This is a genomic window from Caballeronia cordobensis (assembly GCF_001544575.2).
Classification (GTDB): domain Bacteria; phylum Pseudomonadota; class Gammaproteobacteria; order Burkholderiales; family Burkholderiaceae; genus Caballeronia; species Caballeronia cordobensis.
Genome location: NZ_FCNY02000013.1, coordinates 72,591 through 94,345, shown reverse-complemented (window position 1 = coordinate 94,345; position 21,755 = coordinate 72,591). Strand labels below are relative to the sequence as shown.

At 65.1% G+C, this 21,755-nt stretch carries 22 protein-coding genes; 12 read left to right on the top strand and 10 right to left on the bottom strand.

What is annotated here, in order from left to right; translation table 11 throughout:
* Positions 1 to 97 precede the first annotated feature (97 nt).
* Complete coding sequence (gene hslO / locus AWB70_RS24340) at positions 98 to 1,048, bottom strand: Hsp33 family molecular chaperone HslO (protein WP_053568460.1); 951 nt, start codon at positions 1,046 to 1,048, stop codon at positions 98 to 100.
* A 43-nt stretch (positions 1,049 to 1,091) separates the two neighbouring features.
* Positions 1,092 to 1,616 (bottom strand): gamma carbonic anhydrase family protein, encoded by a 525-nt coding sequence (locus tag AWB70_RS24335; protein WP_053568459.1) that lies wholly within the window; start codon positions 1,614 to 1,616, stop codon positions 1,092 to 1,094.
* 209 nt (positions 1,617 to 1,825) lie between these two features.
* Here AWB70_RS24335 and AWB70_RS24330 point away from each other — a divergent pair, with 209 nt between their 5' ends.
* The 8 genes from AWB70_RS24330 to dapA all read left to right on the top strand — a co-directional run bounded on the left by AWB70_RS24330 (position 1,826) and on the right by dapA (position 8,885).
* The gene (locus AWB70_RS24330) at positions 1,826 to 2,680 is read left to right on the top strand and encodes a ferritin-like domain-containing protein (protein WP_053568458.1); all 855 of its coding nucleotides are present in this window, start codon (positions 1,826 to 1,828) and stop codon (positions 2,678 to 2,680) included.
* Between the two features lie 35 nt (positions 2,681 to 2,715).
* Positions 2,716 to 3,600 carry an alpha/beta fold hydrolase gene (locus AWB70_RS24325; RefSeq protein ID WP_053568457.1) on the top strand — a complete coding sequence of 295 codons (885 nt, stop codon included), beginning with the start codon at positions 2,716 to 2,718 and terminating at the stop codon, positions 3,598 to 3,600.
* A 101-nt stretch (positions 3,601 to 3,701) separates the two neighbouring features.
* The gene (locus AWB70_RS24320) at positions 3,702 to 4,532 is read left to right on the top strand and encodes a 3',5'-nucleoside bisphosphate phosphatase (RefSeq protein WP_053568456.1); all 831 of its coding nucleotides are present in this window, start codon (positions 3,702 to 3,704) and stop codon (positions 4,530 to 4,532) included.
* Between the two features lie 142 nt (positions 4,533 to 4,674).
* On the top strand, positions 4,675 to 5,304 hold the full coding sequence (locus AWB70_RS24315) for an L-threonylcarbamoyladenylate synthase (protein ID WP_053568455.1): 630 nt from the start codon (positions 4,675 to 4,677) through the stop codon (positions 5,302 to 5,304).
* A 131-nt stretch (positions 5,305 to 5,435) separates the two neighbouring features.
* Positions 5,436 to 6,101 carry a site-2 protease family protein gene (locus AWB70_RS24310; RefSeq protein ID WP_014191813.1) on the top strand — a complete coding sequence of 222 codons (666 nt, stop codon included), beginning with the start codon at positions 5,436 to 5,438 and terminating at the stop codon, positions 6,099 to 6,101.
* 4 nt (positions 6,102 to 6,105) lie between these two features.
* Positions 6,106 to 7,308: a tryptophan--tRNA ligase gene (locus AWB70_RS24305; protein ID WP_014191812.1), complete on the top strand. Its 1,203-nt coding sequence runs from the start codon at positions 6,106 to 6,108 to the stop codon at positions 7,306 to 7,308.
* Entirely contained in the window at positions 7,308 to 7,916 is a 609-nt protein-coding gene (locus AWB70_RS24300; protein ID WP_053568454.1) for a class I SAM-dependent methyltransferase, read from the top strand. Before AWB70_RS24305 ends, AWB70_RS24300 begins: the two co-directional genes overlap by 1 nt.
* 63 nt (positions 7,917 to 7,979) lie before the next feature.
* Positions 7,980 to 8,885: a 4-hydroxy-tetrahydrodipicolinate synthase gene (gene dapA / locus AWB70_RS24295; RefSeq protein ID WP_014191810.1), complete on the top strand. Its 906-nt coding sequence runs from the start codon at positions 7,980 to 7,982 to the stop codon at positions 8,883 to 8,885.
* Here the strand turns inward: dapA and AWB70_RS38860 are convergent, their stop codons facing one another.
* On the bottom strand, positions 8,886 to 9,059 hold the full coding sequence (locus AWB70_RS38860; RefSeq protein WP_156903058.1) for a hypothetical protein: 174 nt from the start codon (positions 9,057 to 9,059) through the stop codon (positions 8,886 to 8,888).
* Between AWB70_RS38860 and bamC the strand changes: the two genes are divergently transcribed.
* Entirely contained in the window at positions 9,058 to 10,200 is a 1,143-nt protein-coding gene (bamC, locus tag AWB70_RS24290; protein WP_053568453.1) for an NlpB/DapX family lipoprotein, read from the top strand. The genes AWB70_RS38860 and bamC overlap by 2 nt on opposite strands.
* A 19-nt stretch (positions 10,201 to 10,219) precedes the next feature.
* On the top strand, positions 10,220 to 10,993 hold the full coding sequence (locus tag AWB70_RS24285; protein WP_014191808.1) for an MBL fold metallo-hydrolase: 774 nt from the start codon (positions 10,220 to 10,222) through the stop codon (positions 10,991 to 10,993).
* 153 nt (positions 10,994 to 11,146) lie between these two features.
* On the opposite strand, the gene AWB70_RS39355 is transcribed toward AWB70_RS24285, so the two are convergent.
* Together AWB70_RS39355 and AWB70_RS24270 are read right to left on the bottom strand one after the other, a co-directional pair.
* Entirely contained in the window at positions 11,147 to 11,401 is a 255-nt protein-coding gene (locus tag AWB70_RS39355) for a hypothetical protein (RefSeq protein ID WP_041731112.1), read from the bottom strand.
* 268 nt (positions 11,402 to 11,669) lie between these two features.
* The gene (locus AWB70_RS24270) at positions 11,670 to 12,908 is read right to left on the bottom strand and encodes a cupin domain-containing protein (RefSeq protein ID WP_053568451.1); all 1,239 of its coding nucleotides are present in this window, start codon (positions 12,906 to 12,908) and stop codon (positions 11,670 to 11,672) included.
* 33 nt (positions 12,909 to 12,941) lie between these two features.
* Here AWB70_RS24270 and AWB70_RS24265 point away from each other — a divergent pair, with 33 nt between their 5' ends.
* Positions 12,942 to 13,493: an FKBP-type peptidyl-prolyl cis-trans isomerase gene (locus AWB70_RS24265; RefSeq protein ID WP_014191806.1), complete on the top strand. Its 552-nt coding sequence runs from the start codon at positions 12,942 to 12,944 to the stop codon at positions 13,491 to 13,493.
* 44 nt (positions 13,494 to 13,537) lie between these two features.
* On the opposite strand, the gene AWB70_RS24260 is transcribed toward AWB70_RS24265, so the two are convergent.
* The 5 genes from AWB70_RS24260 to AWB70_RS24240 all read right to left on the bottom strand — a co-directional run bounded on the left by AWB70_RS24260 (position 13,538) and on the right by AWB70_RS24240 (position 20,667).
* Positions 13,538 to 14,881: a hypothetical protein gene (locus AWB70_RS24260; RefSeq protein ID WP_053568450.1), complete on the bottom strand. Its 1,344-nt coding sequence runs from the start codon at positions 14,879 to 14,881 to the stop codon at positions 13,538 to 13,540.
* Positions 14,844 to 17,555: a DNA mismatch repair protein MutS gene (gene mutS, locus AWB70_RS24255; RefSeq protein WP_053568449.1), complete on the bottom strand. Its 2,712-nt coding sequence runs from the start codon at positions 17,553 to 17,555 to the stop codon at positions 14,844 to 14,846. The genes AWB70_RS24260 and mutS overlap by 38 nt, the downstream gene beginning before the upstream one ends.
* Positions 17,556 to 17,786: 231 nt before the next feature.
* Entirely contained in the window at positions 17,787 to 18,155 is a 369-nt protein-coding gene (locus AWB70_RS24250; protein ID WP_014191803.1) for an ElaB/YgaM/YqjD family protein, read from the bottom strand.
* A 202-nt stretch (positions 18,156 to 18,357) separates the two neighbouring features.
* A complete protein-coding gene (gene lplT / locus AWB70_RS24245) occupies positions 18,358 to 19,656 on the bottom strand; it encodes a lysophospholipid transporter LplT (RefSeq protein WP_053568448.1) in 1,299 nt (432 codons plus the stop codon).
* A 207-nt stretch (positions 19,657 to 19,863) separates the two neighbouring features.
* Entirely contained in the window at positions 19,864 to 20,667 is an 804-nt protein-coding gene (locus AWB70_RS24240; protein ID WP_014191801.1) for an inositol monophosphatase family protein, read from the bottom strand.
* Positions 20,668 to 20,920: 253 nt separating this feature from the next.
* Between AWB70_RS24240 and AWB70_RS24235 the strand changes: the two genes are divergently transcribed.
* Positions 20,921 to 21,691, top strand: a complete 771-nt coding sequence (locus tag AWB70_RS24235) for an RNA methyltransferase (protein WP_053568447.1) — start codon at positions 20,921 to 20,923, stop codon at positions 21,689 to 21,691.
* Positions 21,692 to 21,755 lie beyond the last annotated feature (64 nt).

Sequence of the window (21,755 nt, the reverse complement as noted above, 5' to 3'; positions counted from 1 at the left end):
GCGGATTTCGCGAGAGACCCGCCGCGGGCGGGCGTGGCGATCGCTCGCCGCGCCCCGGCATCCGCGACAAACGCGATGCCATGTGCCAAAGCCGCGCTCAGTGCCGCTGTCCCGGCGCCGGACTGACCCCTTGTGAGAGCTCTTTTGCGACAAAAAGTTGCGCAACGTCGACGGAGTCGAAGTCGTAGCGCTGGTTGCAGAACTCGCAATGCACTTCGACTTCGCCGCGTTCCGCCAGCACGCTGTCGACTTCCTCGCGGCCGAGCATCTTTAGCATGCCGCCGACTTTCTCGCGCGAGCAGGTGCACTGGAAGCGCGCCGCCGCCGGCTCGAAGTGCTGCACGTTCTCTTGCCAGAAAAGGCGCTTGAAAACCGTCTCCGGTTCTTCCTTCAGCAATTCTTCCGTCGAAAGCGTGCTGCCGAGATGGCAGACGCGCTGCCAGGTGTCGGCGTCGTGCTCGCCCGGATGGGGAACGATGCCGCCATCGCCCGGCAGCTTCTGCAGCAGCATGCCGACGGCGCGATCCGTGTCCGCGGCGAGCCACAGGCGCGTGTCGAGCTGCTCCGAGTGATGCATGTAATGCTCGAGCACTTCGGCCATCGAGGAAAGCGGACCGTGCTCGCCCGACAGCGGCACGATGCCCTGATACGGCTGCTGTCCCGGCTTCTTGTCAGCGGGATCGAGGGTGATGACGCAGCGGCCGCGACCGTGACGGTTCAGCAGTTCGGGAAGCGACATCTCGTTTTCGAGCTCGGCTTCCACGCCTTCGGCGAGCTTCGCGGTGGCGCGCAGCGACAGGTTCGAGTTGCACTGCACGACCAGCATTTTCACGGGGCCGTCGCCGTAGATCTGCATGACGAGCGTGCCGTCGAATTTGAGGTTCGCCGACAGCAGCGCGCACGCGGCCATCATCTCGCCGAGCACGTTGCGCACGGCCGGCGGATAGGCGCGGCGCGCGAGCACTTCCTGCCACGTATTGCGCAACGAAACGATCTCGCCGCGCACGGGCGCGGCGTTGAACATGAATTTCTGCAACTGGTCGTTCACAACTCTTCCTTGGGGTTTGGGGCTCGCTCGTTCTTTCCGGTCTTCAGCCGATGCGCACGAGCTGCGCCTTGTAATATTCGCGCCGGTCGGCATAACTTGCCGTGGCCGCGCGCATGCGGGCGATATCCGCCTCGCCGATTTCGCGGACCGCCTTCGCGGGCGAGCCGAGAATCAGCGTGTTGTCCGGGAACACCTTGCCTTCGGTAACGACAGCGCCCGCGCCAACCAGACAGTTGCGGCCGATCACCGCGCCATTCAAGACCACCGCCTGAATGCCGATCAGCGAGCCTTCCTTGATCGTGCAGCCGTGCAGCATCGCCTGATGGCCGACGGTGACGTCGTTTTCGATCGTGAGCGGAAAACCCGGATCCGCGTGCAGCACCGCGCCTTCCTGCACGTTGCTGCCGCGCCCGACGACGATCGGCTCGTTGTCGCCGCGCAGGACGGCCGCCGGCCAGATGCTCGCGTTTTCCTCGAGCGTCACGCGGCCGATGATGGTCGCGGTATCCGCGAGAAACACGCTTTCGTGGATGGTGGGGGCGTCGTCGCCGAGTTTGTAGATGGCCACATTGTCTCCTGGGCGTGGTGTCGTGGGGATGAGGCGCGGGGCGCGTTGCGCGGCGGCGGCGCTAAAATGCGCGCCTGCCGGTGCGGCGTGGCGGATCTTGCCGCGCGATCGTTGCGCGGATTGCGGCGTTCACCGGGATTACTATTTTAGCTGTTTGCGACATCCGTCCGCCGGACTGCCGCCTTCGACGCCGTTTTCGAGATAGTTCGATGCACGACTCCGCGATTGCCCCAAACCCGAGCCACTGCGCGCGCCTCGCGGCGCTCCACATCCTGCGCGAGCGCGAGCCCGCGGCCAAGGCGGCACACGCCCGCGCGCTGTGGGACGCGGCGCGGGCGGCGCCTGAGCGCATCGAGCCGGGCGCGGCGTTCGACGAACCGGACGATCTGCCCGGCCGGCCCGCGCGGCCCGAGCTCGTCGAACCGTCGTCGCTCAAGCGCCGCGGCATGCAGTCCGAGGCGGGACGCGCCGTGCTGCTGCATGCGCTCGCGCACATCGAATTCAATGCGATCAATCTGGCCCTCGATGCCGTCTGGCGCTTTCCCTCCATGTCGATTGATTTTTATCTCGACTGGTTGAAAGTGGCGGCCGAGGAAGCGCATCACTTCACGCTGCTCAGCGCGCGGCTCGCCGAATTCGGCCATGCTTACGGCGATTTCCCCGCGCACGACGGTCTGTGGGAGATGGCGCAGCGCACGCGCGCCGACGTGCTCGCGCGCATGGCGCTCGTGCCGCGCACGCTGGAGGCGCGCGGGCTGGACGCGTCGCCGCCCATCAGAAAGCGTCTCGCGCAGGCGGGCGACCACGCGTCGGCAGCGATTCTCGATGTGATCCTGCGCGACGAAATCGGCCATGTGTTGATCGGCAATCGCTGGTTCCGTCATTTGTGCGACGGCGAGGGTCTCGATCCGCACACGACCTACGAACGCCTCGCCGCGCAATACCACGCGCCGAAGCTGCGCGGGCCGTTCAACTTCGAAGCGCGTCGCGACGCGGGCTTCGACGAAGCCGAACTGCGTGCGCTCGCCGGCCTCGACGACGCGACGCAGAACCCGCCGCTATAATCGAACGATCATCCTTTTTCCACAAAGATCCCATCATGAAAGAATCGCGCTCCGATTTCGTCGACGCGCGCGGCGTGCGTCTGCACGTGCGCCGCTGGGGTTCGCCCGACGCACCGATGCTCTTCATGCTGCACGGCTGGATGGATGTCTCGGCGTCGTTCCAGTTCGTCGTCGATGCGCTCGCGGGCGACTGGCAAGTGCTCGCGCCCGACGCGCGCGGTTTCGGCCTGTCGGACTGGCCGGTCGCGCAGCAGGGCGGCGGTCACTATTACTTTCCCGACTATCTCGCCGATCTCGACCTGCTGCTCGATCACTACACGCCGGGCGCGCCGGCGAATCTCGTCGGGCACAGCATGGGCGCGAACGTGTGCCTGCTGTACGCGGGCGTGCGGCCCGCTCGCGTGCGCCGCGTCGTCGATCTCGAAGGCTTCGGTCTGCCGGCGGCGCGCGCCTCGCAGGCGCCGGGGCGTCTCACGCAATGGCTCGACGATCTGCGCGTACCGCCCGCGCTACGCAGCTACGCGAGCCTCGACGAAGTCGCGGACCGGCTCATCCGCACGAATCCGCGTCTGCCGCTGGCACGCGCGCGCTATCTCGCGCAGCACTGGTCGCGCGAGGAAGCGGACGGGCGCTTTCATCTTCTTGCCGATCCGGCGCACAAGTTGCGGGGACCGACGTTGTATCGGCTGGATGAAGTGAGCGCGGCCTGGACGCGCGTCGCCGCGCCGGTGCTGCACGTCGAGGCGAAGGATTCGCCGACGCTCGCGGGCTTCGCGGGCGATACGCCCGTCGCCGAGTTCAAGACGCGTTTCGCCGCGTTTCCCGACTGGCGCGAGGAAATCGTCGACGAAGCCGGCCACATGATTCATCACGATCAGCCGGAACGCGTCGCCGCGCTGATCGAAGCGTTTTGCGCATGAACCGCATGAACCGCACGGAACGCGGCAACGGCATAACCGGCGGGTCTGCCGTCGCATGAGGCCGTTACAGTTAGAATGTCATTGAAACTCACGAGTCCACGATGAACGCCGATCTGCATTGCCATTCCACCGTATCCGACGGCCAGTTCGCGCCCGCCGAGGTTGCGGCGCGCGCGCATGCGAACGGCGTGACGCTGTGGTCGCTGACCGATCACGATCAGCTCGGCGGGCAGGAGGAAGCGAAGAAGGCGGCCGAGGCGCTGGGCATGGGCTATCTGCCGGGCGTCGAAATTTCGGTGACGTGGGCGTCGCGCACGGTGCATATCGTCGGCATGAACGTCGATCCGGCCAATGAAGCGCTGCTGTGCGGGCTCGAAGCCACGCGCAACGGGCGCGCGGCGCGGGGCGTGGCGATCGGCGAAGCGCTCGGTGCGGTCGGCATTCCGAACTGCTACGAAGGCGCGCTGCGCTACACGGACGATCCCGACATGATCTCGCGCACGCATTTCGCGCGCTATCTGGTCGAAGCGGGCTACGCGCAATCGACCTCGGAAGTGTTCGCGCGCTATCTCGGCGACGGCAAGCCGGGCTTCGTCGGGCATCGCTGGGCGAAGCTCGCGGACGCGATCGGGTGGATCCGGGGAGCGGGCGGCGAGCCGATCATCGCGCATCCCGGCCGCTACGACTACACGCCGGTCGAGTTCGCCGCGCTCTTCGACGAATTCATACAGCTCGGCGGCCACGCGATCGAAGTCGTGACGGGCAGCCACACGCCCGACCAGTACCGCGAGTACGCCGATGTCGCGCGCCGCTACGGCTTCGAGGCCTCGCGCGGTTCGGATTTCCACGGCGCGGGCGAGGGGCGCGTCGATCTCGGCCGGCTTCCGCCGCTGCCCGACGATCTCACGCCCGTCTGGGAGCGCTGGGTTTAGCTTCCCTGCGCGCGTTCTTGCCGCGCGCACGGTCTTTGCATCAACGGTATTTCCGCACGCAACACCGGGAAGGCGCGTCACTGCGCGCGGTCCGCGCCGCGCGCCGCCTTTTCGATAACGATCGAAACAAGAAGGCGTCGCCATGTCTCAATTCTTTCGCATTCATCCGGACAATCCGCAGCCGCGGCTCATCAATCAGGCCGTGGAAATCATTCGCGGCGGCGGGCTCGTCGCGCTGCCGACCGATTCGAGCTACGCGCTCGCCTGCCATCTCGACGACAAGGACGCGGTCGAGCGATTGCGGCGCATCCGCGGCATCGACGACAAGCAACTGCTTTCGCTGCTCGTGCGCGATCTCTCCGAGCTGTCCAATTTCGCGATGGTCGACAATCAGCAATACCGGCTGATCAAGTCGGTGACGCCGGGGCCGTACGTGTTCGTCCTGCAGGCGACGAAGGAAGTGCCGCGGCGGCTCTCGCATCCGTCGCGCAAGACGATCGGGCTGCGCGTGCCGGATCACCGGATCACGCTCGATCTGCTGGAGGCGCTCGGCGAACCGCTGCTCGCAACGACGCTGATCCTGCCGCCCGACACCGAGCCGATCAACGATCCCGACGAAATTCGCGAGCGTCTCGAAAAGCAGATCGACCTCGTGATCGATTCGGGCGCGTGTCCGGCGGAGCCGTCGACCGTCATCGATCTTTCTTCGGGGGAGCCAGTGCTCGTGCGCGCGGGGAGAGGCAGTCTCGAACCGTTCGGGCTCACGGCGTAAGCGCCGCGCAGTGACGCACACGGGCGTAAGTCCCGATTAAGTGTTCCGGCACATCATGGGGCGAAAATGTGCGCGTGTGGCGCCGCCGCGCGCGCCTGTCCAGCCCTGCCTGCTTGATACAATACCGCCCTATGGATCCTTCCCTGATACAAACCATCGCGGTCTACGCGCTCCCGGTGATCTTCGCGATCACGCTGCACGAGGCCGCGCATGGCTATGCCGCGCGACTGCTCGGCGACAACACGGCCTACGTTCTGGGCCGCGTTTCCATGAATCCGATGCGCCACATCGACCCGATCGGGACGATCGTGATTCCCATCGTGCTCTATTTCGTGACGAGCGGCGCGTTCATGTTCGGCTACGCGAAGCCCGTGCCGGTGGCGTTCGGCAATCTGCGCAATCCGCGCTGGGGCAGCCTGTGGGTTGCCGCGGCCGGTCCCGGCAGCAATTTCGTGCAGGCGATCGTCTGGGGCGTGATCGCGGTGATGCTCGCGGCCTTTCACGTCGACGAGCAGTTCCTCACGCGCATGGCGGCCGCCGGCGTCGGCGTGAATCTCGTGCTCGGCGTGCTGAATCTGTTTCCGCTGCCGCCGCTCGACGGCGGCCGCGTCGTCATGGCGCTTTTGCCGGTGCGCGCGTCGATCGCGTTTTCGAAGCTCGAACCGTACGGTTTCTTCATCGTGATGGCGCTCGTCGTCACGGGCGTGCTGACGCGCTTCTGGCTCGGGCCGCTCGTGAACGTCGGCTATACGGCGGTGTCGGCCATCCTGAATCCCCTCGCATCACTCTTTCCATAACATCATGTTCCCTGACCGTATCTTCTCCGGCATGCGGCCCACCGGGTCGCTGCACCTCGGCCACTACCACGGCGTGCTGAAAAACTGGGTGCGGCTGCAGTCCGAGTACCCGTGCTTCTTCGCGGTGGTCGACTGGCACGCGCTCACGACGCACTACGAGACGCCCGAGGTCATCGAGAAAAACGTCTGGGAGGTGCTCATCGACTGGCTGGCGTCGGGCATCGATCCGGCGCAGGCGACGCTCTTCATCCAGAGCCGCGTGCCCGAGCACGCCGAACTTTCGCTGCTGCTCGGCATGGGCACGCCGCTCGGCTGGCTCGAACGCGTGCCGACCTACAAGGAGCAGATCGAGAAGCTGAAGGAGAAGGATCTCTCCACCTACGGCTTTCTCGGCTATCCGGTGCTGATGGCGGCGGACATTCTGCTGTACCGCGCGTCGCTCGTGCCGGTCGGCGAGGATCAGGTGCCGCACGTCGAAATGACGCGCGAAATCGCGCGCCGCTTCAACTATCTCTACGGACGCGAGCCGGACTTCGAGGAAAAGGCGATGGACGCCGCCAAGAAGCTCGGCGGCAAGCGCGCGAAGCTGTACCACGAGCTGCGCGTCGCGTATCAGCAGGAAGGCGACGACGAAGCGCTCGAACAGGCTCGCGCGATGCTGCAGGAATCGCAAAGCCTGTCGATGAACGATCGCGAGCGCCTCTTCGGCTATCTGGAAGGCTCGCGCAAGATCATTCTGGTCGAGCCGCAGGTCTTGCTGACGGAGGCGTCGCGCATGCCGGGCCTCGACGGCCAGAAGATGTCGAAGTCCTACGGCAACACGATCGGGCTGCGCGAGGATGCCGCGACCATCGAGCAGAAAGTCCGCAAGATGCCGACGGACCCCGCGCGCGTGCGCCGCACCGATCCGGGCGATCCGGACAAGTGCCCGGTGTGGAAGCTGCACGAGGTCTACACCGACGAAGAGACGCACAAATGGGTGCAGAAGGGCTGCCGCAGCGCGGGCATCGGCTGCCTGGAATGCAAGCAGCCGGTGATTGAAGGCATCCTGCGCGAGCAGCAGCCCATGCTGGAGCGCGCGCAGAAGTACATGGACGATCCGTCGCTGCTGCGCGCGATCGTTGCGGACGGTTGCGACAAGGCCCGTAAATTCGCCACGGAAACGATGCGCGACGTGCGCGAGGCCATGGGCCTGTCCTACAACTGATGGACGGCGCGCCGAGCGGTTGGGTCACGCGCTGGGCGCATCTCGTTGCGCCCGGCGGCGCCGTGCTCGATGTCGCCGCGGGCAGCGGGCGGCATGCGCGCTGGTTCGCATCGCGCGGGGTGAGCGTGCTCGCGATCGACCGCGACGCCGAGGCGCTCGCCTCGATGCACGCATGCGCGGGCGTCGAAACGCTGGCGGCGGATATCGAACGCGCGCCCTGGCCGATTCCGGCGCACCGCACGTTCGGCGCGGTGGTCGTGACGAACTATCTGCATCGGCCGCTCTTCGGGCATCTGATCGATGCGCTCGCGCCCGGCGGCGTGCTGATTTACGAAACGTTCGCGACGGGCAACGGCAGCATCGGCAAGCCGTCGAATCCCGCGTTTCTGCTGCAACCCGGCGAACTGCTCGACGCCGTGCGCGGGCGGCTGCGCGTGGTCGCCTACGAAGACGGATTCGTCGACAACCCGCGTGCTGCCTACGTGCAGCGAATTTGCGCGGTTCGCGAACGGCAGGCAGCGGGTGCGTTGGCGCAAACTACGCTCACCCCGGAAGACACAACCGGTAACACACCCCCGGGTCCGCCACGTTACGCGTTGTCCGGCTAATCCGCTACAATCGCGTAATATCGCTTTTCGCGATTAAATTTTCGATTAAATTCATAGAGTTTCATGACAAACGGAACACACGGCGGCATCCAGATCCGCGGCAGCATTCCTGCCATCGTCACACCGATGCACGAGGACGGTAGTCTCGATCTGCCGGCGTTTCGAAAACTGGTCGACTGGCACGTCGAACAGGGCTCGAACGGTCTCGTCGTCGTGGGCACGAGCGGCGAATCGGCCACTTTGTCGGTCGAAGAGCACATCCTGATGATTCAGACGGCCGTCGAGCATGCGGCGAAGCGCTTTCCGATCATCGCGGGCGCGGGCGGCAATTCGACCGCGGAAGCGATCGAACTCTCGAAGCACGCGAAAAAGGTCGGCGCCGACGCCACGCTGCAAGTGGTTCCGTATTACAACAAGCCGACGCAGGAAGGCATGTATCGCCACTTCAAGGCGATCGCCGAAGCCGTCGATCTGCCGGTCATTCTCTACAACGTGCCGGGCCGCACCGTTGCCGACATGAGCAACGAGACCATCCTGCGTCTCGCGCAAGTGCCGGGCATCATCGGCGTGAAGGAAGCAACGGGCAACATCGACCGCGCGGCGCATCTGATCAAGCACGCGCCGGCGCAGTTCAGCATTTTCAGCGGCGACGATCCCACGGCCATCGCGCTGATGCTGCTCGGCGGCCACGGCAACATTTCGGTCACCGCGAACGTCGCGCCGAAGGAAATGAGCCAGCTTTGCCGCGCCGCGTTGGAAGGCGACGCCATCACCGCGCGCCGTATCCATCTGAAACTGCTGTCGCTGCACAAGCAACTCTTCTGCGAATCGAATCCGATTCCGGCCAAGTGGGCGCTTGCCGAACTGGGCCGCATGGAAGGCGGCATCCGTCTGCCGCTCACGCCGCTCGACGCGCGCTATCACGACGTCGTGCGTGACGCGTTGCGCGAATCCGGACTGCTCGGCTGATCACGCGAGGCGGCGCGCCAAGCCACAAAGAATCGAAATCCCGCGCCGCCGCCAGTGATCGAAATGAACCACGCCTTCAGTCATCAACCGCCGCTCATTGGACTCGTCGACCTGCCCGGCTAGGGCGGAATCGGCGCGAAGCAATGCGTCATCAGCAGCAAAGAAGGACCTCATGAAACGTTCCGCTTTTCTTACTCAAGCCAAACGCCTGAGCGTGCTGTCGCTGGGCGCCAGCGCGCTGTTCGCGCTCGCGGGTTGCGACACGCTCAACGACTGGCTCGCGCCGGATCGCGTCAACTACAAGGCCGCCGAAACCGCGCCATCGCTCAGCGTGCCGTCCGATCTGAGCACGGCCGACATCAGCCAGCGCTACGCCGCGCCGCCCAAGATCAACGCGCTCGGCGGCGCAGCCGAACGCGCGGTCACGCCCGCGGGCAATGCAACGCTCGGCGTGCCGACGGCGCAAGACCCGTACGGCATGCACGTCGAGAAGGACGGCGACCGCCAGTGGCTCGTAGTCGACGGCCGCTCGCCCGACCAGATCTGGGGTCCGCTCAAGGAGTTCTGGGAAGAGAACGGCTTCACGCTCAAGACCGATTCGGCGCAAAACGGCATCATGGCGACCGACTGGGCCGAAAACCGCGCGAACATTCCGAGCGACTGGTTCAGGAACAGCGTGGGCAAGCTGCTGGATTTCGCGTATTCGTCGGGCACGCGCGACATGTTCCGCACGCAGGTGGACCGCGCATCGGACGGCTCGACCGACATTTCCATCACGCACAGCGCGATGGAAGAAGTGCTGACGGGACAGGACAAGACGTCCTCGCGCTGGGAAGCGCGTCCGCGCAATCCGGCGCTCGAATCCGCGGTGCTCGGCAAGCTGATGCAGAAATTCGGCCTGACCGAAGCCCAGTCGAAGAAGCTGATCGCCGAGGCGCGCCCGGCGGGTGCGAAGGTGGCGGTGGACCCGGGCGCGAACGGCTCCACGCTCGATCTCGCCGAGCCGTTCGACCGCGCCTGGCTGCGCGTGGGCCTCGCGCTCGATCGCACGAACTTCACGGTCGACAATCGCGACCGCGAGAAGGGCATCTACTACGTGCACTTCTCCGATTCGATGGCCGAGCTGAAGAAGGAAGGCATCTTCGGCAAGATGTTCTCGAGCAACACGCCGAAGCCGACGCGCCAGTTCCTCGTCAACGTGAAGCCGAAGGCGGATTCGGTGACGCAAGTCGGCGTCGTCGATGCGAACGGCCAGCCGGACACCTCGTCCGACGCGCAGCGTATCGTCTCCCTGCTGCACGCGCAGTTGAACTAAACGACATGCCGACGACATCGTGAGATTCGCCAGTCTCGGCAGCGGCAGCGAGGGCAATGCGTTGCTCGTCGAGGCATCGAGCGGCACGACCACCACGCGCGTGCTGCTCGATTGCGGTTTCTCCGGCAAGGAAGTCGCGCGCCGTCTCGAGCGCCTGAACTGCCGCGTGGAAGATCTCGACGCCATCGTCATCACGCACGAGCATTCGGACCATATCGGCAGCGCGCTGACGCTCGCGCGCAAATGGTCCATTCCGCTGCATATGAGCTGGGGCACGGCGCGCGCGATCGGCGCCGATGAAGCCGGCGTCGAATTGAACGTGTTATGGGGCGACGAGAGCGTCGCTATCGGCGATCTGAGCGTGCTGCCCTACACCGTCCCTCACGACGCCCGCGAGCCGCTGCAATACGTCTTCTCCGACGGCGCGTGCCGCCTCGGCGTGCTGACGGACGTCGGCGTTTCGACGCCGCACATCACGAACGTGCTGAGCGGCTGTGACGCGCTCGTGCTCGAATCCAATCACGATGTCGAGATGCTCGCCGCGAGCCGCTATCCGCCCATGCTCAAGGCGCGCATCGGCGGGAATCACGGACACCTGAACAACGAAGCGGCGGCGGCCATACTCGCATCGCTCGATCGTTCGAGGCTGCGTCATCTCGTGGCCGCTCATCTCAGCCAGCAAAACAATCTGCCGCATCTCGCGCAGGCGGCACTCGCGGCGGTGCTGGACGCGTCGGCCGTCGATGTAGTGGTGGCGACGCAAGCCGAAGGTTTCGACTGGCTCGCGCTCTAGACGCAGCGCTGGGCGCACCGTGCGGCGCAGGAAACCCGCAGAAGAACTGATAAAAAAGCAGATATGAAAAAACCGGCCCAAGAGCCGGTTTTTTCGTTGACGGGCCGCATTGAGCGGCCTGTCGCATGACGGCGCAAAAAGCGCCGGCAAGCCTTACTGGCTTGCGCCCGATGCCGGGGCAGCAGCCGAAGCAGCAGCGTCCGAAGCCGCGCCAGCAGCCGAAGCTGCGTCGCTTGCAGCGGCCGAAGCGCTCGATGCAGCAGCGTTTGCGTCCGAAGCAGCAGCAGCCGGAGCCGAAGCTGCCGGGGCTTCGCTTGCAGCGCTCGGAGCAGCCGTTTCGCTAGACTTGTTGCATGCAGCCAGAGCAACAGCAGCCAACAGGGATGCTACGAGGAGGGATTTCTTCATGATCACGTCCTTTTATGGTTAAAGGTAAGCAACAGCGCAAAGTACCGGTAATGTGTGCTCCAACACCGACCTGGGCCGCTGTGGAGACTCACAATTCATTTTTGTGTGAGACTTCCTACGGCTTGGCCGGAAATTATAGGCACTTTCGCAACGACCGTCGATAAATCAGGGGCCGATACGTTGTCTTTCTCATACAAACTTTCATATTGCGGAACAGCAAAATTTAAGCATCCGCAGCCGTCCGGTAAGTCTCGTTAAGGCAAGCCTGTCAAGGCAAAGCGCCCATCCGAATCCAGCCCGCACGATACCATTCGTGCAGCAGCCCTGTCATTGACGATTCGTCTGTAAGTGTTACAAAGCGTTTCGCTTCCAGACGCCGTGTATCGGCCAATTCCGGGAGCCACTTTTTCAGCTTCGAAGACAGCGCTGCGGCTTCTCCATTTACGAAAAATGACCTTGCGTCATAGAGCAAAATAGTCTTTCTATCCAGTTCGATGCCTGTTTTTTTGGCTCGCTCTACAAACTTTTGCTCATTCAACGCGCGTTCGGGCGAATCGAATACGACATTCGCTTTCGGCTCGCTCAAATAGGTGCCTAAAAATTCGGCGATGTCCTTTTCGCTCCAGTCGACGTTCGCAAGGATCGCGCCAACGCGTTCGATGAGAAGCGCCGGCAGCGCCGCCGGATTCGCCACGGGCTCCTGGCCCGGATCGCGATAGCGTGCGTTCGCGCGGGCGCTGTCAGGCGCATCGCCCGTGCGTTCGGCGAGGTGATAGAGGAACTGCGCCGTCAGTTCGTGCGCGGACGGCGCGCGAAAGCCGATCGACGCCGTCATGCACTCGCCCTCGGCGATGCCGTCGTGTGCGATGTGCGGCGGCAGATACAGCATGTCGCCGGGCTCCAGCACCCACTCCTGCTCCGGCTCGAAGTGCTGTAAAACTTTCAACGGCAATCCGGGTTTTAGCGAGAGATCGCGCTGCGCGCCGATACGCCAGCGGCGCTTGCCATGAACCTGAAGCAGAAACACGTCATAAGAGTCGAAGTGCGGTCCCACACCGCCGCCATCGGTCGCATAGGAGATCATCAGATCGTCGAGGCGCGCGTCCGGAATGAAGCGAAACCGGTTCATCAGCGCGTGCGCGCGATCGTCGTGCAGGTTCACGCCTTGCACGAGCAGCGTCCATTCGCGTTTTCTGACCGAAGGCAGTTCGTCTGGCGCGAAGGGGCCGTGCTCGAGATTCCACGCCTTGCGAAAATGCGTGATGAGACGGCTCTCGACGTCTTCGAGATCGGCGAGTTCGAACAGTTCGTCGCGCGCGAGCGGCGCGGCGATATCGGGAAAAGCCTGGCGAATCAGCAGCGGCTTTTTCTGCCAGTAACGCCGCATGAACTGTCGCGGCGTGCGGTTGCCCAACAAGGGCGTGAGTTCGTCCGGCAAAGGCGCGCGAGCAGGCGAGCAAAGGCCGGAAACGGGGTTCGAGGGTGCGTGGTGGGGCCGCTTCGGCATCGTATAATCGAGGCTTGTATCTTGGAGGATCCAATGAAAATTGCGAAAGACACTGTCGTTTCGGTCGCGTACAAGCTATCGGATGCGCAAGGCAATCTGATCGAGGAGAGCGACGAGCCGATGGTCTATCTGCACGGCGGCTATGATGGCACGTTCCCCAAGATCGAGGAAGCGCTCGACGGTCACGAAGCCGGTTATGAAACGCTGATCCAGCTCGAACCGCAGGACGCGTTCGGCGAGTACGATCCCGAACTCGTGAAGATCGAAGAGCGCAACCGCTTTCCCGAGCCGCTCGAAGTCGGCATGCAGTTCGAAGGCACGCCCGAAGACGGCGACGACGACATCGATTCGCTCATCTACACCGTGACGGATGTCGCCGAAGACAAGGTCGTGCTCGACGGCAATCATCCGCTCGCGGGCATGGCGCTACGCTTCGCGCTCTCGGTGCAGGAAGTGCGCACCGCGACCGAAGACGAAATCGAGCATCAGCACGCGCATGGGGCGGACGGCCTGCATGTCGTCGACGAAGACGAAGACGACGATGACGACGAACCGCGCAAGAACGCAGGTCCGACGCTGCACTGAGCGCGTCGGACGAAGAAGGAAAGCGCAGCCGAGGCTGCGCTTTTTTATTTGCCGGCGGCGCTCGCAGGCGTCGCTGGCACGGGAAAGATCGGCGGCAGAGATTGCGGCGACGATGATTGCGGTGACGACTGCGGCGGCGATGACTGCGGCGGCGTGAGAATCGGCGGCAAATCGGAGGCCGGCAGCGGCATCGACGGCGGCGCGGGCAGCGACTCGGGCAGATCGTTGCGCGGCAAGCCCAGATGAGGCGCGGAAGAGGGCGTCGGATACGCGTCTGGATACGGAACGAACGGCGTGCTCAATTGCGAGGGTGTTTCGGGCGGCGGCGCGATCGGTTCACGCGCGCGCGTCTCTTTCACGTCGCGCACGCGCAGCCGAAACGGTGGATGCCATTGCGCATCGCTTTGCACTTCGAGCCATTGCGATTGCGGCTTCTTCAACGCGAGCGCCACGCGCGTGAGATTCGTGACGATCAATCCCTTGTCGTTGCGCAAGGGCTGATCGATGTGGAAGCCGTTCGGCTCGGGCGCATCGGTGCCGTGAATCACGATGACCGGCCCGCGAAAAATTTCCGCCGCCTTCACGAGACTGCGCTTGAGTTCGAGAAAGCCGTCGCGGGGCTGATTCGAGCGCGAGAAGCGCAGCCACGCGAAGCGATCGCGGTGTTCGTAGCGCGAAAAATCCGGATCGCCCTGAAACAGGACGACGAGCGCGCGCATGTCGGTACGCCGCGCCGATTCCGCCGCGTGTTCGAGCCAGAAGCTCGTCGCGACCGCGCGATCTTCGAATTCGCCGTTGCGCCCGCCCGCGGTCAGATAGTGATTGTTCGGGCTCGGCACGTTCAGGCCGATGAACGCGACGCCCTGCGACTGCCAGCGCACGATTTCGCGAAAGGTGCGAAAGCGCGCGACATCGCTTTCGCGCGACAGCGTGAGCGCGCTTTGTCCGAGCGCATTCGCATCCGTGAAAAAGAGCTGACGGACGAAATCGAGCCGTTCGACCGGATCGTAAGCGCCGGCATGCGCGCCGCTGCAATCGGCCCAGTCGCGCTGGCCGAGCAGCAGCACGAGCGGTGTGCGCGACGCGTCGAGCACCTCGTGCCGCGACTGATAGACGCTGTCGCGGCACGGTTCGGCGGCGCCCTTCAGATTGCCGTCGTAGACGATGAACGCGATGCCGCCGTCGCGCCCGATCGCATCGAGCATGCGGCGCACGGGCGCTTCGTCGGCGGGGCGGGTGAGTGCGTCGGCGATCACGGCGAAGGCGAGCGGCGCGTCGCCTTGCGCATGCGCCTGCCGGTGCGTGCCGAAGAAGAGCGCGCCGCAGACGAGCGCGGCCGCTACGGCACGCTCAGCGCGATGCGTCCGGCGCGGCGTTCGCCAGTTCATGCAGTTCGTAGAGCAGATCGAGCGCCTCGCGCGGACGCAGCTCGTTCGGGTCCAGCGCGCGCAGCTTCTGCATCGCCGGATGCTCGGGCGCGTCGGCCTTCGCTTCGTCTTTGTCTTCGTGCGGCGGCTCGTCGTCGTAGGGCGCATACGGCTGGCTCGCGAACAGATCGAACTGCGCCGTGGGATGGCCGATCGATTGCTGTTCGAGATGCACGAGATGCTTGCGCGCCGCGCGAATGACCGCCGCCGGCACGCCTGCGAGCTGCGCGACCTGGAGGCCGTAGCTCTGGTTGGCCGGTCCTTCGCTCACCGCATGCAGAAACACGATGCCGTGATCGTGCTCGACCGCCGACAGATGCACGTTGGCCGCTTGCGCGAACTCCGAGGGCAGTTGCGTGAGCTCGAAGTAATGCGTGGCGAAAAGCGTATAGCAGGCGTTGTGCGTGAGCAGATGCCGCGCGATCGCCCAGGCGAGTGCGAGGCCGTCGAAGGTCGAGGTGCCGCGCCCGATTTCATCCATCAGCACGAGGCTCGATGCGCTCGCGTCGTTGAGAATGGCCGCCGCTTCGGTCATTTCGACCATGAAGGTCGAGCGCCCGCCCGCGAGGTCGTCCGCTGCGCCGATGCGCGTGAAGATGCGGTCGAGCGCGCCGAAACGCGCACGCTTCGCGGGCACGTAGCTGCCGACGTAAGCCATCAGCGCGATCAACGCGGTCTGGCGCATGAAGGTCGATTTACCGCCCATGTTCGGGCCGGTGATGAGCAGCAGCTTGCGCTCGTCGCTCAGACGGCAATCGTTGGCGATGAACTGCTCGACCTGCGCCTCGACGACCGGATGCCGGCCTTGCTCGATCTCGATGCCGGCATCGGCGGTGAATTCGGGCGCGACCCAGTCGAGCGCGCGCGCACGCTCGGCGAACGCGCACAGCAGGTCGAGTTCGGCGAGCGCGCCGGCCACGCGCTGGCAATCCGCGAGGAACGGCAGCAGGCTTTGCAGCAGCGCGTCGTAGAGCGCGCGTTCGCGTGCGAGCGCGCGCTCCTGCGCGGACAGCGCCTTGTCTTCGAACGCCTTCAGTTCCGGCGTGATGTAGCGCTCTGCGTTCTTCAACGTCTGACGACGGCGATAGTCGTCCGGCACCTTGTCGGTCTGACCGCGCGTGACTTCGATATAGAAGCCATGCACCTTGTTGTACTCGACACGCAGATTCGCGATGCCCGTGCGCGCGCGCTCGCGCGCTTCGAGATCGATCAGGAACTGATCGCAGTTCTCCGAAATATCGCGCAATTCGTCGAGGTCCGGATCGTAGCCGCGCGCGATCACGCCGCCGTCGCGAATCAGCGCGGCGGGCTCGGGTGCGATCGCGTTGGTCAGGAGATCGAGACATTCGCGCGGCGGTTCGAGCGCCGCGCCGATGCGTTCCAGCGCCGACGCATGCGCCGCCACGTCCGCGACGCGCACTTGCAGGTCGGGCAGGGCCGCGAACGTGTCGCGCAGGCTCGACAGATCGCGCGGCCGCGCCGACAGCAGCGCAAGGCGCCCCGTGATGCGCTCGATATCCGAGATCTTGCGCAGCGCGCCGCGCAAGGTGTCGAGGCCGCCGCTCGTGGGCGCGTCGAGCAATGCGCCGATCGCGTGCTGGCGCGCCTGCGCAATCGATGCATCGCGCGGCGGATGATGCAGCCAGTGGCGCAAGAGACGGCTGCCCATCGTCGTGCAGCAGGTGTCGAGCAGGGAGAACAGCGTGGGCGATTCGGTGCCGCGCAGCGTTTCCGTGAGTTCGAGATTGCGCCGCGTGGCGGGATCGAGCCCGATGTATTCCGATTCGTACTCGACCTTCAGGCTGCGCACGTGGCGCAACTGCTGACCTTGCGTCGCGGCGGCGTAGAGCAGCAGCGCGCCGGCCGCGCCGCATGCGCACGTGAGCGTCTGCGCGCCGAAGCCGTCGAGGCTCGCGACATCGAGTTGCTCGCGCAGCCGCTGCGTGCCGGACCCGACATCGAAATGCCAGGCCGGAACGCGCGTGGTCGCGCCGGGGTGCGTCACGCCGAGCGACGACTGGACGTCCGTGATCGAATCGGCGATGAGCGTCTCGGCCGGACGGATGCGTTCGAGCGCCGTGCTCACTTGTCCCGGCGCGACTTCCGCGAGCCGCAGCGCGCCGCTCGCGAGATTGAGCCACGCGAGCCCGACGCTCGTCACCACCCCGCGCCGGTTGTGCGCGGGGCACAGCGCGAGCAGATAGACGTCGCTTTTGTCGGAGAGCAGGGCGGCGTCGGTGAGCGTGCCCGGCGTGACGACGCGCACCACTTTGCGCTCGACCGGACCTTTCGATGTCGCCGGATCGCCGATCTGCTCGCAAATCGCCACCGACTCGCCGAGCTTCACCAGCTTGGCGAGATATTGCTCGCACGCGTGATGCGGCACGCCGGCCATTCTGATCGGATTGCCGCCGGACGCGCCGCGCTGCGTGAGCGTGAGATCGAGCAGGCGCGCGGCTTTCTCGGCGTCGTCGAAGAAAAGCTCGTAGAAATCGCCCATGCGGTAGAAAACGAGCGTGCCAGGATGCTCCGCCTTGATGCGCAGATACTGCTGCATCATCGGAGTGTGCTGGGACAGGTCCGCGAGCGGCGTGGTGTCGGTGGAGGTGTCGGGAGTAGCCGTGTGAGTGCCCATCTTGCGTGCGGTGGAAGCAGGAACGGCCAGACGGCCGGGCGCGACGTGCGCCGGCCGCCGATTGGCCGATAGGGCATGAGTTTAACCTGTCGAGGGATGAGCGCGAGCCGGCCGGACGGCCAACGTTGATCCGCGCCCGCCCCTAGGGGACGAGACGCGCGGCAACGCCGCTTGCCGCCGGAACGAGCGCAAGCCCGTTCCGGCGGCGCATGCAGAAGAACGCTGCGTTCGTTACGTGCGCCCGGCGAGATAGCCGACGAGCAGCGCGAGCCCCGCCACCGCGCCGAGCGTGTGCCACGGCTTGTCGTGCACGAAGTCGTCGGCGTAACCGGCTGCATCGCCGAGCTTGCCCGAGATCGCGCCGCCCGCGCCGTTCATCTGCGAACGCGCGGATTTGAGTTTCGATTGCAACTCCTTGCGCAGCTTGTCGGCATCGATGTCCTTCGCGTTCAGAATCGAACTTTCCAGATCGTCGAGCAGGCTGCGCAACTGGCCGCTGGCCGAATCGACCGCGTCGCTCGCACCGCGCACCGCGCGCTGGCCGATATCGGCGGCGCCATTGATTTTGCTGTCGAGCGTCGAACGTGTGAACAATCCCATTTTCCATGCTCCTTTATTGACGTTGCCGAGGAAGAATCACGCCGGGTTCGCTGTGTGCGGCCTCGTGCCGCGGGAAAGGCCCGGCGCGCCGCTTACAACCGCCATGCAACCTACGACTTGGCCCCGCCGCCTGCGTTCCCTCCCTTTGATCCTCCTCAGCCGGGCTGGGGGTATGAACCCAGAATACACCGTCGAGCAAGGTTCATTCCTCAACTAGCGCAACAAGGTCGGTTTCGCGCTCGTTGCGGGTGTGACGGCGCATCGCGAGCGCCATCATCAGGCAGACGAACAGTCCGAACACGACGATGATCCACTGCACCGGCACCTTGACCGTGAGCAGCAGGGCGTAGGCGCCGAGCATCGACAGCACGGCGATGTTCTGATTGAAGTTCTGCACCGCGATCGAATGCCCGGCGGAAAGGAGCGTGGCGCCGCGATGCTGGAGGACCGCATTCATCGGCACGATGAAAAAGCCGGACAGGCCGCCGAGCCCGATCATCAGCGGATAGGCCATCAGGATGTACGCGGGCGCGTAAAAAGGGCCGATCTGCACGCCCGCGCCCGCAGGGAACAGGTCCTTGTTGTAGAAGGCCATCGCGACCGCGACCAAGCCGATCAGCACGCCGACCGGCAGCACCCTGAGCGACTGGCGCAGCACGATCCACGCGGACGCCGCCGCGGCGCCGAGCGCGATGCCCAGGCCCGTCACACCCTGAAGCACGGCGGCCTTCGAGAGCGTCAGGCCCAGATTGGCATCGGCCCACTTGAGCACGAGCAGTTGCAGCGTGACGGCCGCGCCCCAGAGCAGCGTCGTGACCCACAGCGCGATCTGCGCGAGCTTGTCGCGCCACAGGACTTTGAAGCCGTGCGAGAAATCCTGGACGAGCTTGGTCGGCTCGGTCAGCAGGTTCGGGTAGCGCGCGCCGGTGTCGGGAATGAACACGTTGATGACGGCCGCCGACACGTAAATGAGCATCACCGCGAAGAGCGCGGCGTGCGCGGCGGTGGACACGAACGGCAGATGCGCATGCGTGACCCAGCGCGCGACGACCTGCGACACGAGCGCGCCGCCGATGACAGTGCCGAGGATCGTCGAGCCGACCGTCGCGGATTCGAGCCACGCGTTCGCCGCGATCAGCTTTTGCGGCGGCAGCAGCTCCGTGAGAATCCCGTATTTCGCCGGCGAATACGCGGCCGCGCCGAGGCCGACGACGCCGTACGCGAGCATCGGATGCGCGCCGGCGATCATCATCGCGCAGCCGGCTGCCTTGAGCGCGTTCGAGACGAACATGACGTGGCGCTTCTGGATGGCATCGGCGAAAGCGCCGACGAATGGCGCGAGCAGCACGTAGGAAATCGAGAAGAAGATTTGCAGAAGCGGCGTGACCCACGGCGCCGAATGCACGACGGCGAGCATGGCGATCGCGGCGATCAGAAGCGCGTTGTCGGCGAGCGACGAAACGAATTGCGCGGCGATGATCGTGTAGAAGCCTTTTTTCATGAGCGGGCAGGCGGTGGGGCGCGGCGCGCGCGGCGGAAAAGCGGGGGAAGGGCGGAAGGAGCGCGCATCGCCCTGAACGGCGAGGGAAAAAGATGCACTGTAACGGAGCCCTGCATTCGATGCAGAGCAGGCGGCGCGCCCGGCGCGCGGAGAGGAAAAACGCGGAGGAATGCAGCGGAGCGCGAAGAAGCGCCCCGCCGGTCAGGCTTATTCGCCGGTCAGGCGCGTGCGCGAGTACATGTCGAGAATCTTGACCATCTGCGCGTAGACCTTCGGATTGGCGGCGACGATCTCGTTCTTGAACAGGAAATCCGATTCGCCCGTGTAGTTGCCGACGAGCCCGCCCGCTTCCGTCACGATCAGGCTGCCCGCGGCGACGTCCCACGGATGGATGCCCTGCTCGAAGAAGCCGTCCAGCCTTCCGGCCGCGACGTTCGCGAGATCGAGCGCGGCCGCGCCCGGACGCCGCAGGCCGGCGCACGAGAGCGTCATCTCGCTGAAAAGGCGCATGTAGGCGTTCAGGCCCTGGCCATCGCGGAACGGGAAGCCCGTGCCGATCAGCGAATCGGACAGACGGTCCAGCTTGCCGACGCGGATGCGCCGCTCGTTCAGATACGCGCCGCGGCCGCGCGACGCGGTGAAGAGGTCGTTGCGGGTCGGATCGTAGATGACCGCCTGCTGCACCACGCCGCGATGCGCGAGCGCGATCGACACGCAGTAATACGGAAAGCCGTGGATGAAGTTGGTGGTGCCGTCGAGCGGATCGATGATCCACTGGAATTCCGATTCGCGATCGGTTTCGCCGGACTCTTCGGCGAGAATCGAGTGGTCGGGATAGGCGGTGTGCAGCGTCTCGATGATGGCGGCTTCGGACGCCTTGTCGACTTCCGTCACGAAATCGTTGTGCTGTTTCTTGCTGACCTGGATGCGATCCAGATCGAGCGAAGCGCGATTGATGATCTGTCCGGCGCGGCGCGCGGCCTTGACAGCGATATTGAGCATCGGATGCATGAGCGAAATCCTCTGGCCGCCCGGCAAGGCTCGGGCCGAGCGCATGCGGGCGAAAAGTTGGCGACAACGACTAGGTCGACGAAAGACGAATTGAATAAGAGCGGGGCGTTCGCGCGAGGGTCCGACTGACTCGGAAAACCGTTCGCGGCGCGCGAAGGCGCCATTTTACCCGAAAGTCGCTGTCAAGCCCGTGGAGAAGCGCGGCCAAAGCGCGTTAACATATCGGGTTCGCACATTCAGCACATATCGCGCTTTGGAACACACCGATCTTTCCGCGCCTGCCGGCGGCTTCACGTCCACGCGCTTCATCCTTGTCGAGCCCAGTCATCCGGGCAATGTCGGCGCGGCCGCGCGCGCGCTCAAGACGATGGGCTTCGCGCGCCTCGTCCTCGTCGCGCCGCGCGTGCCCGATGTCAAGAACGAGCCGGAAGCCGTCGCGATGGCCTCGGGCGCCGACGACGTGCTCGCGTCCGCGCATGTCGTCGATACGCTCGCCGATGCGCTCGTCGGCGTGCGCTGGTCGGTCGCGCTGACCGCGCGCATGCGCGAGTACGGCCCGCCGCAGATGCCGCCGCGCGCGCTCGCCGAACGCGCGCACGAATACGTGCGTCATGGCGATATCGCGCTCGTGTTCGGCAACGAGCGCACCGGGCTTTCGAATGCGGATGTCGAGCGCTGCAGCGCGCTCGCGCATATTCCGGCCAATCCCGCGTATAGCTCGCTCAATCTCGCGCAGGCCGTGCAGGTGCTCGCCTACGAACTGCGGCTCGCGTTTCAGGCGAGTCCGAGCGCGCTCGCGGTCGTCGAGTCGGCGGAGCAGAGCGCATCGAGCGAGGAAATCGAAGGCATGTACGCGCATCTCGAAGACGCGCTCGTCGCGCTCGATTTTCTCGATCCGGCGAATCCGAAGAAGCTGATGTCGCGCGTGCGGCGGCTTTTTGCGCGTTCGGGGCTGGAGCGCGAAGAAGTGAATATTCTGCGGGGCATCGCGAAGCACATCCTGCTGCGCGCGAAAAAAGGCTAGCGCGCAAGCGACCGCGCTGCCATCGGGGGCATCGGGCAGACTCGCCGCGCTCGTCCTACAATCG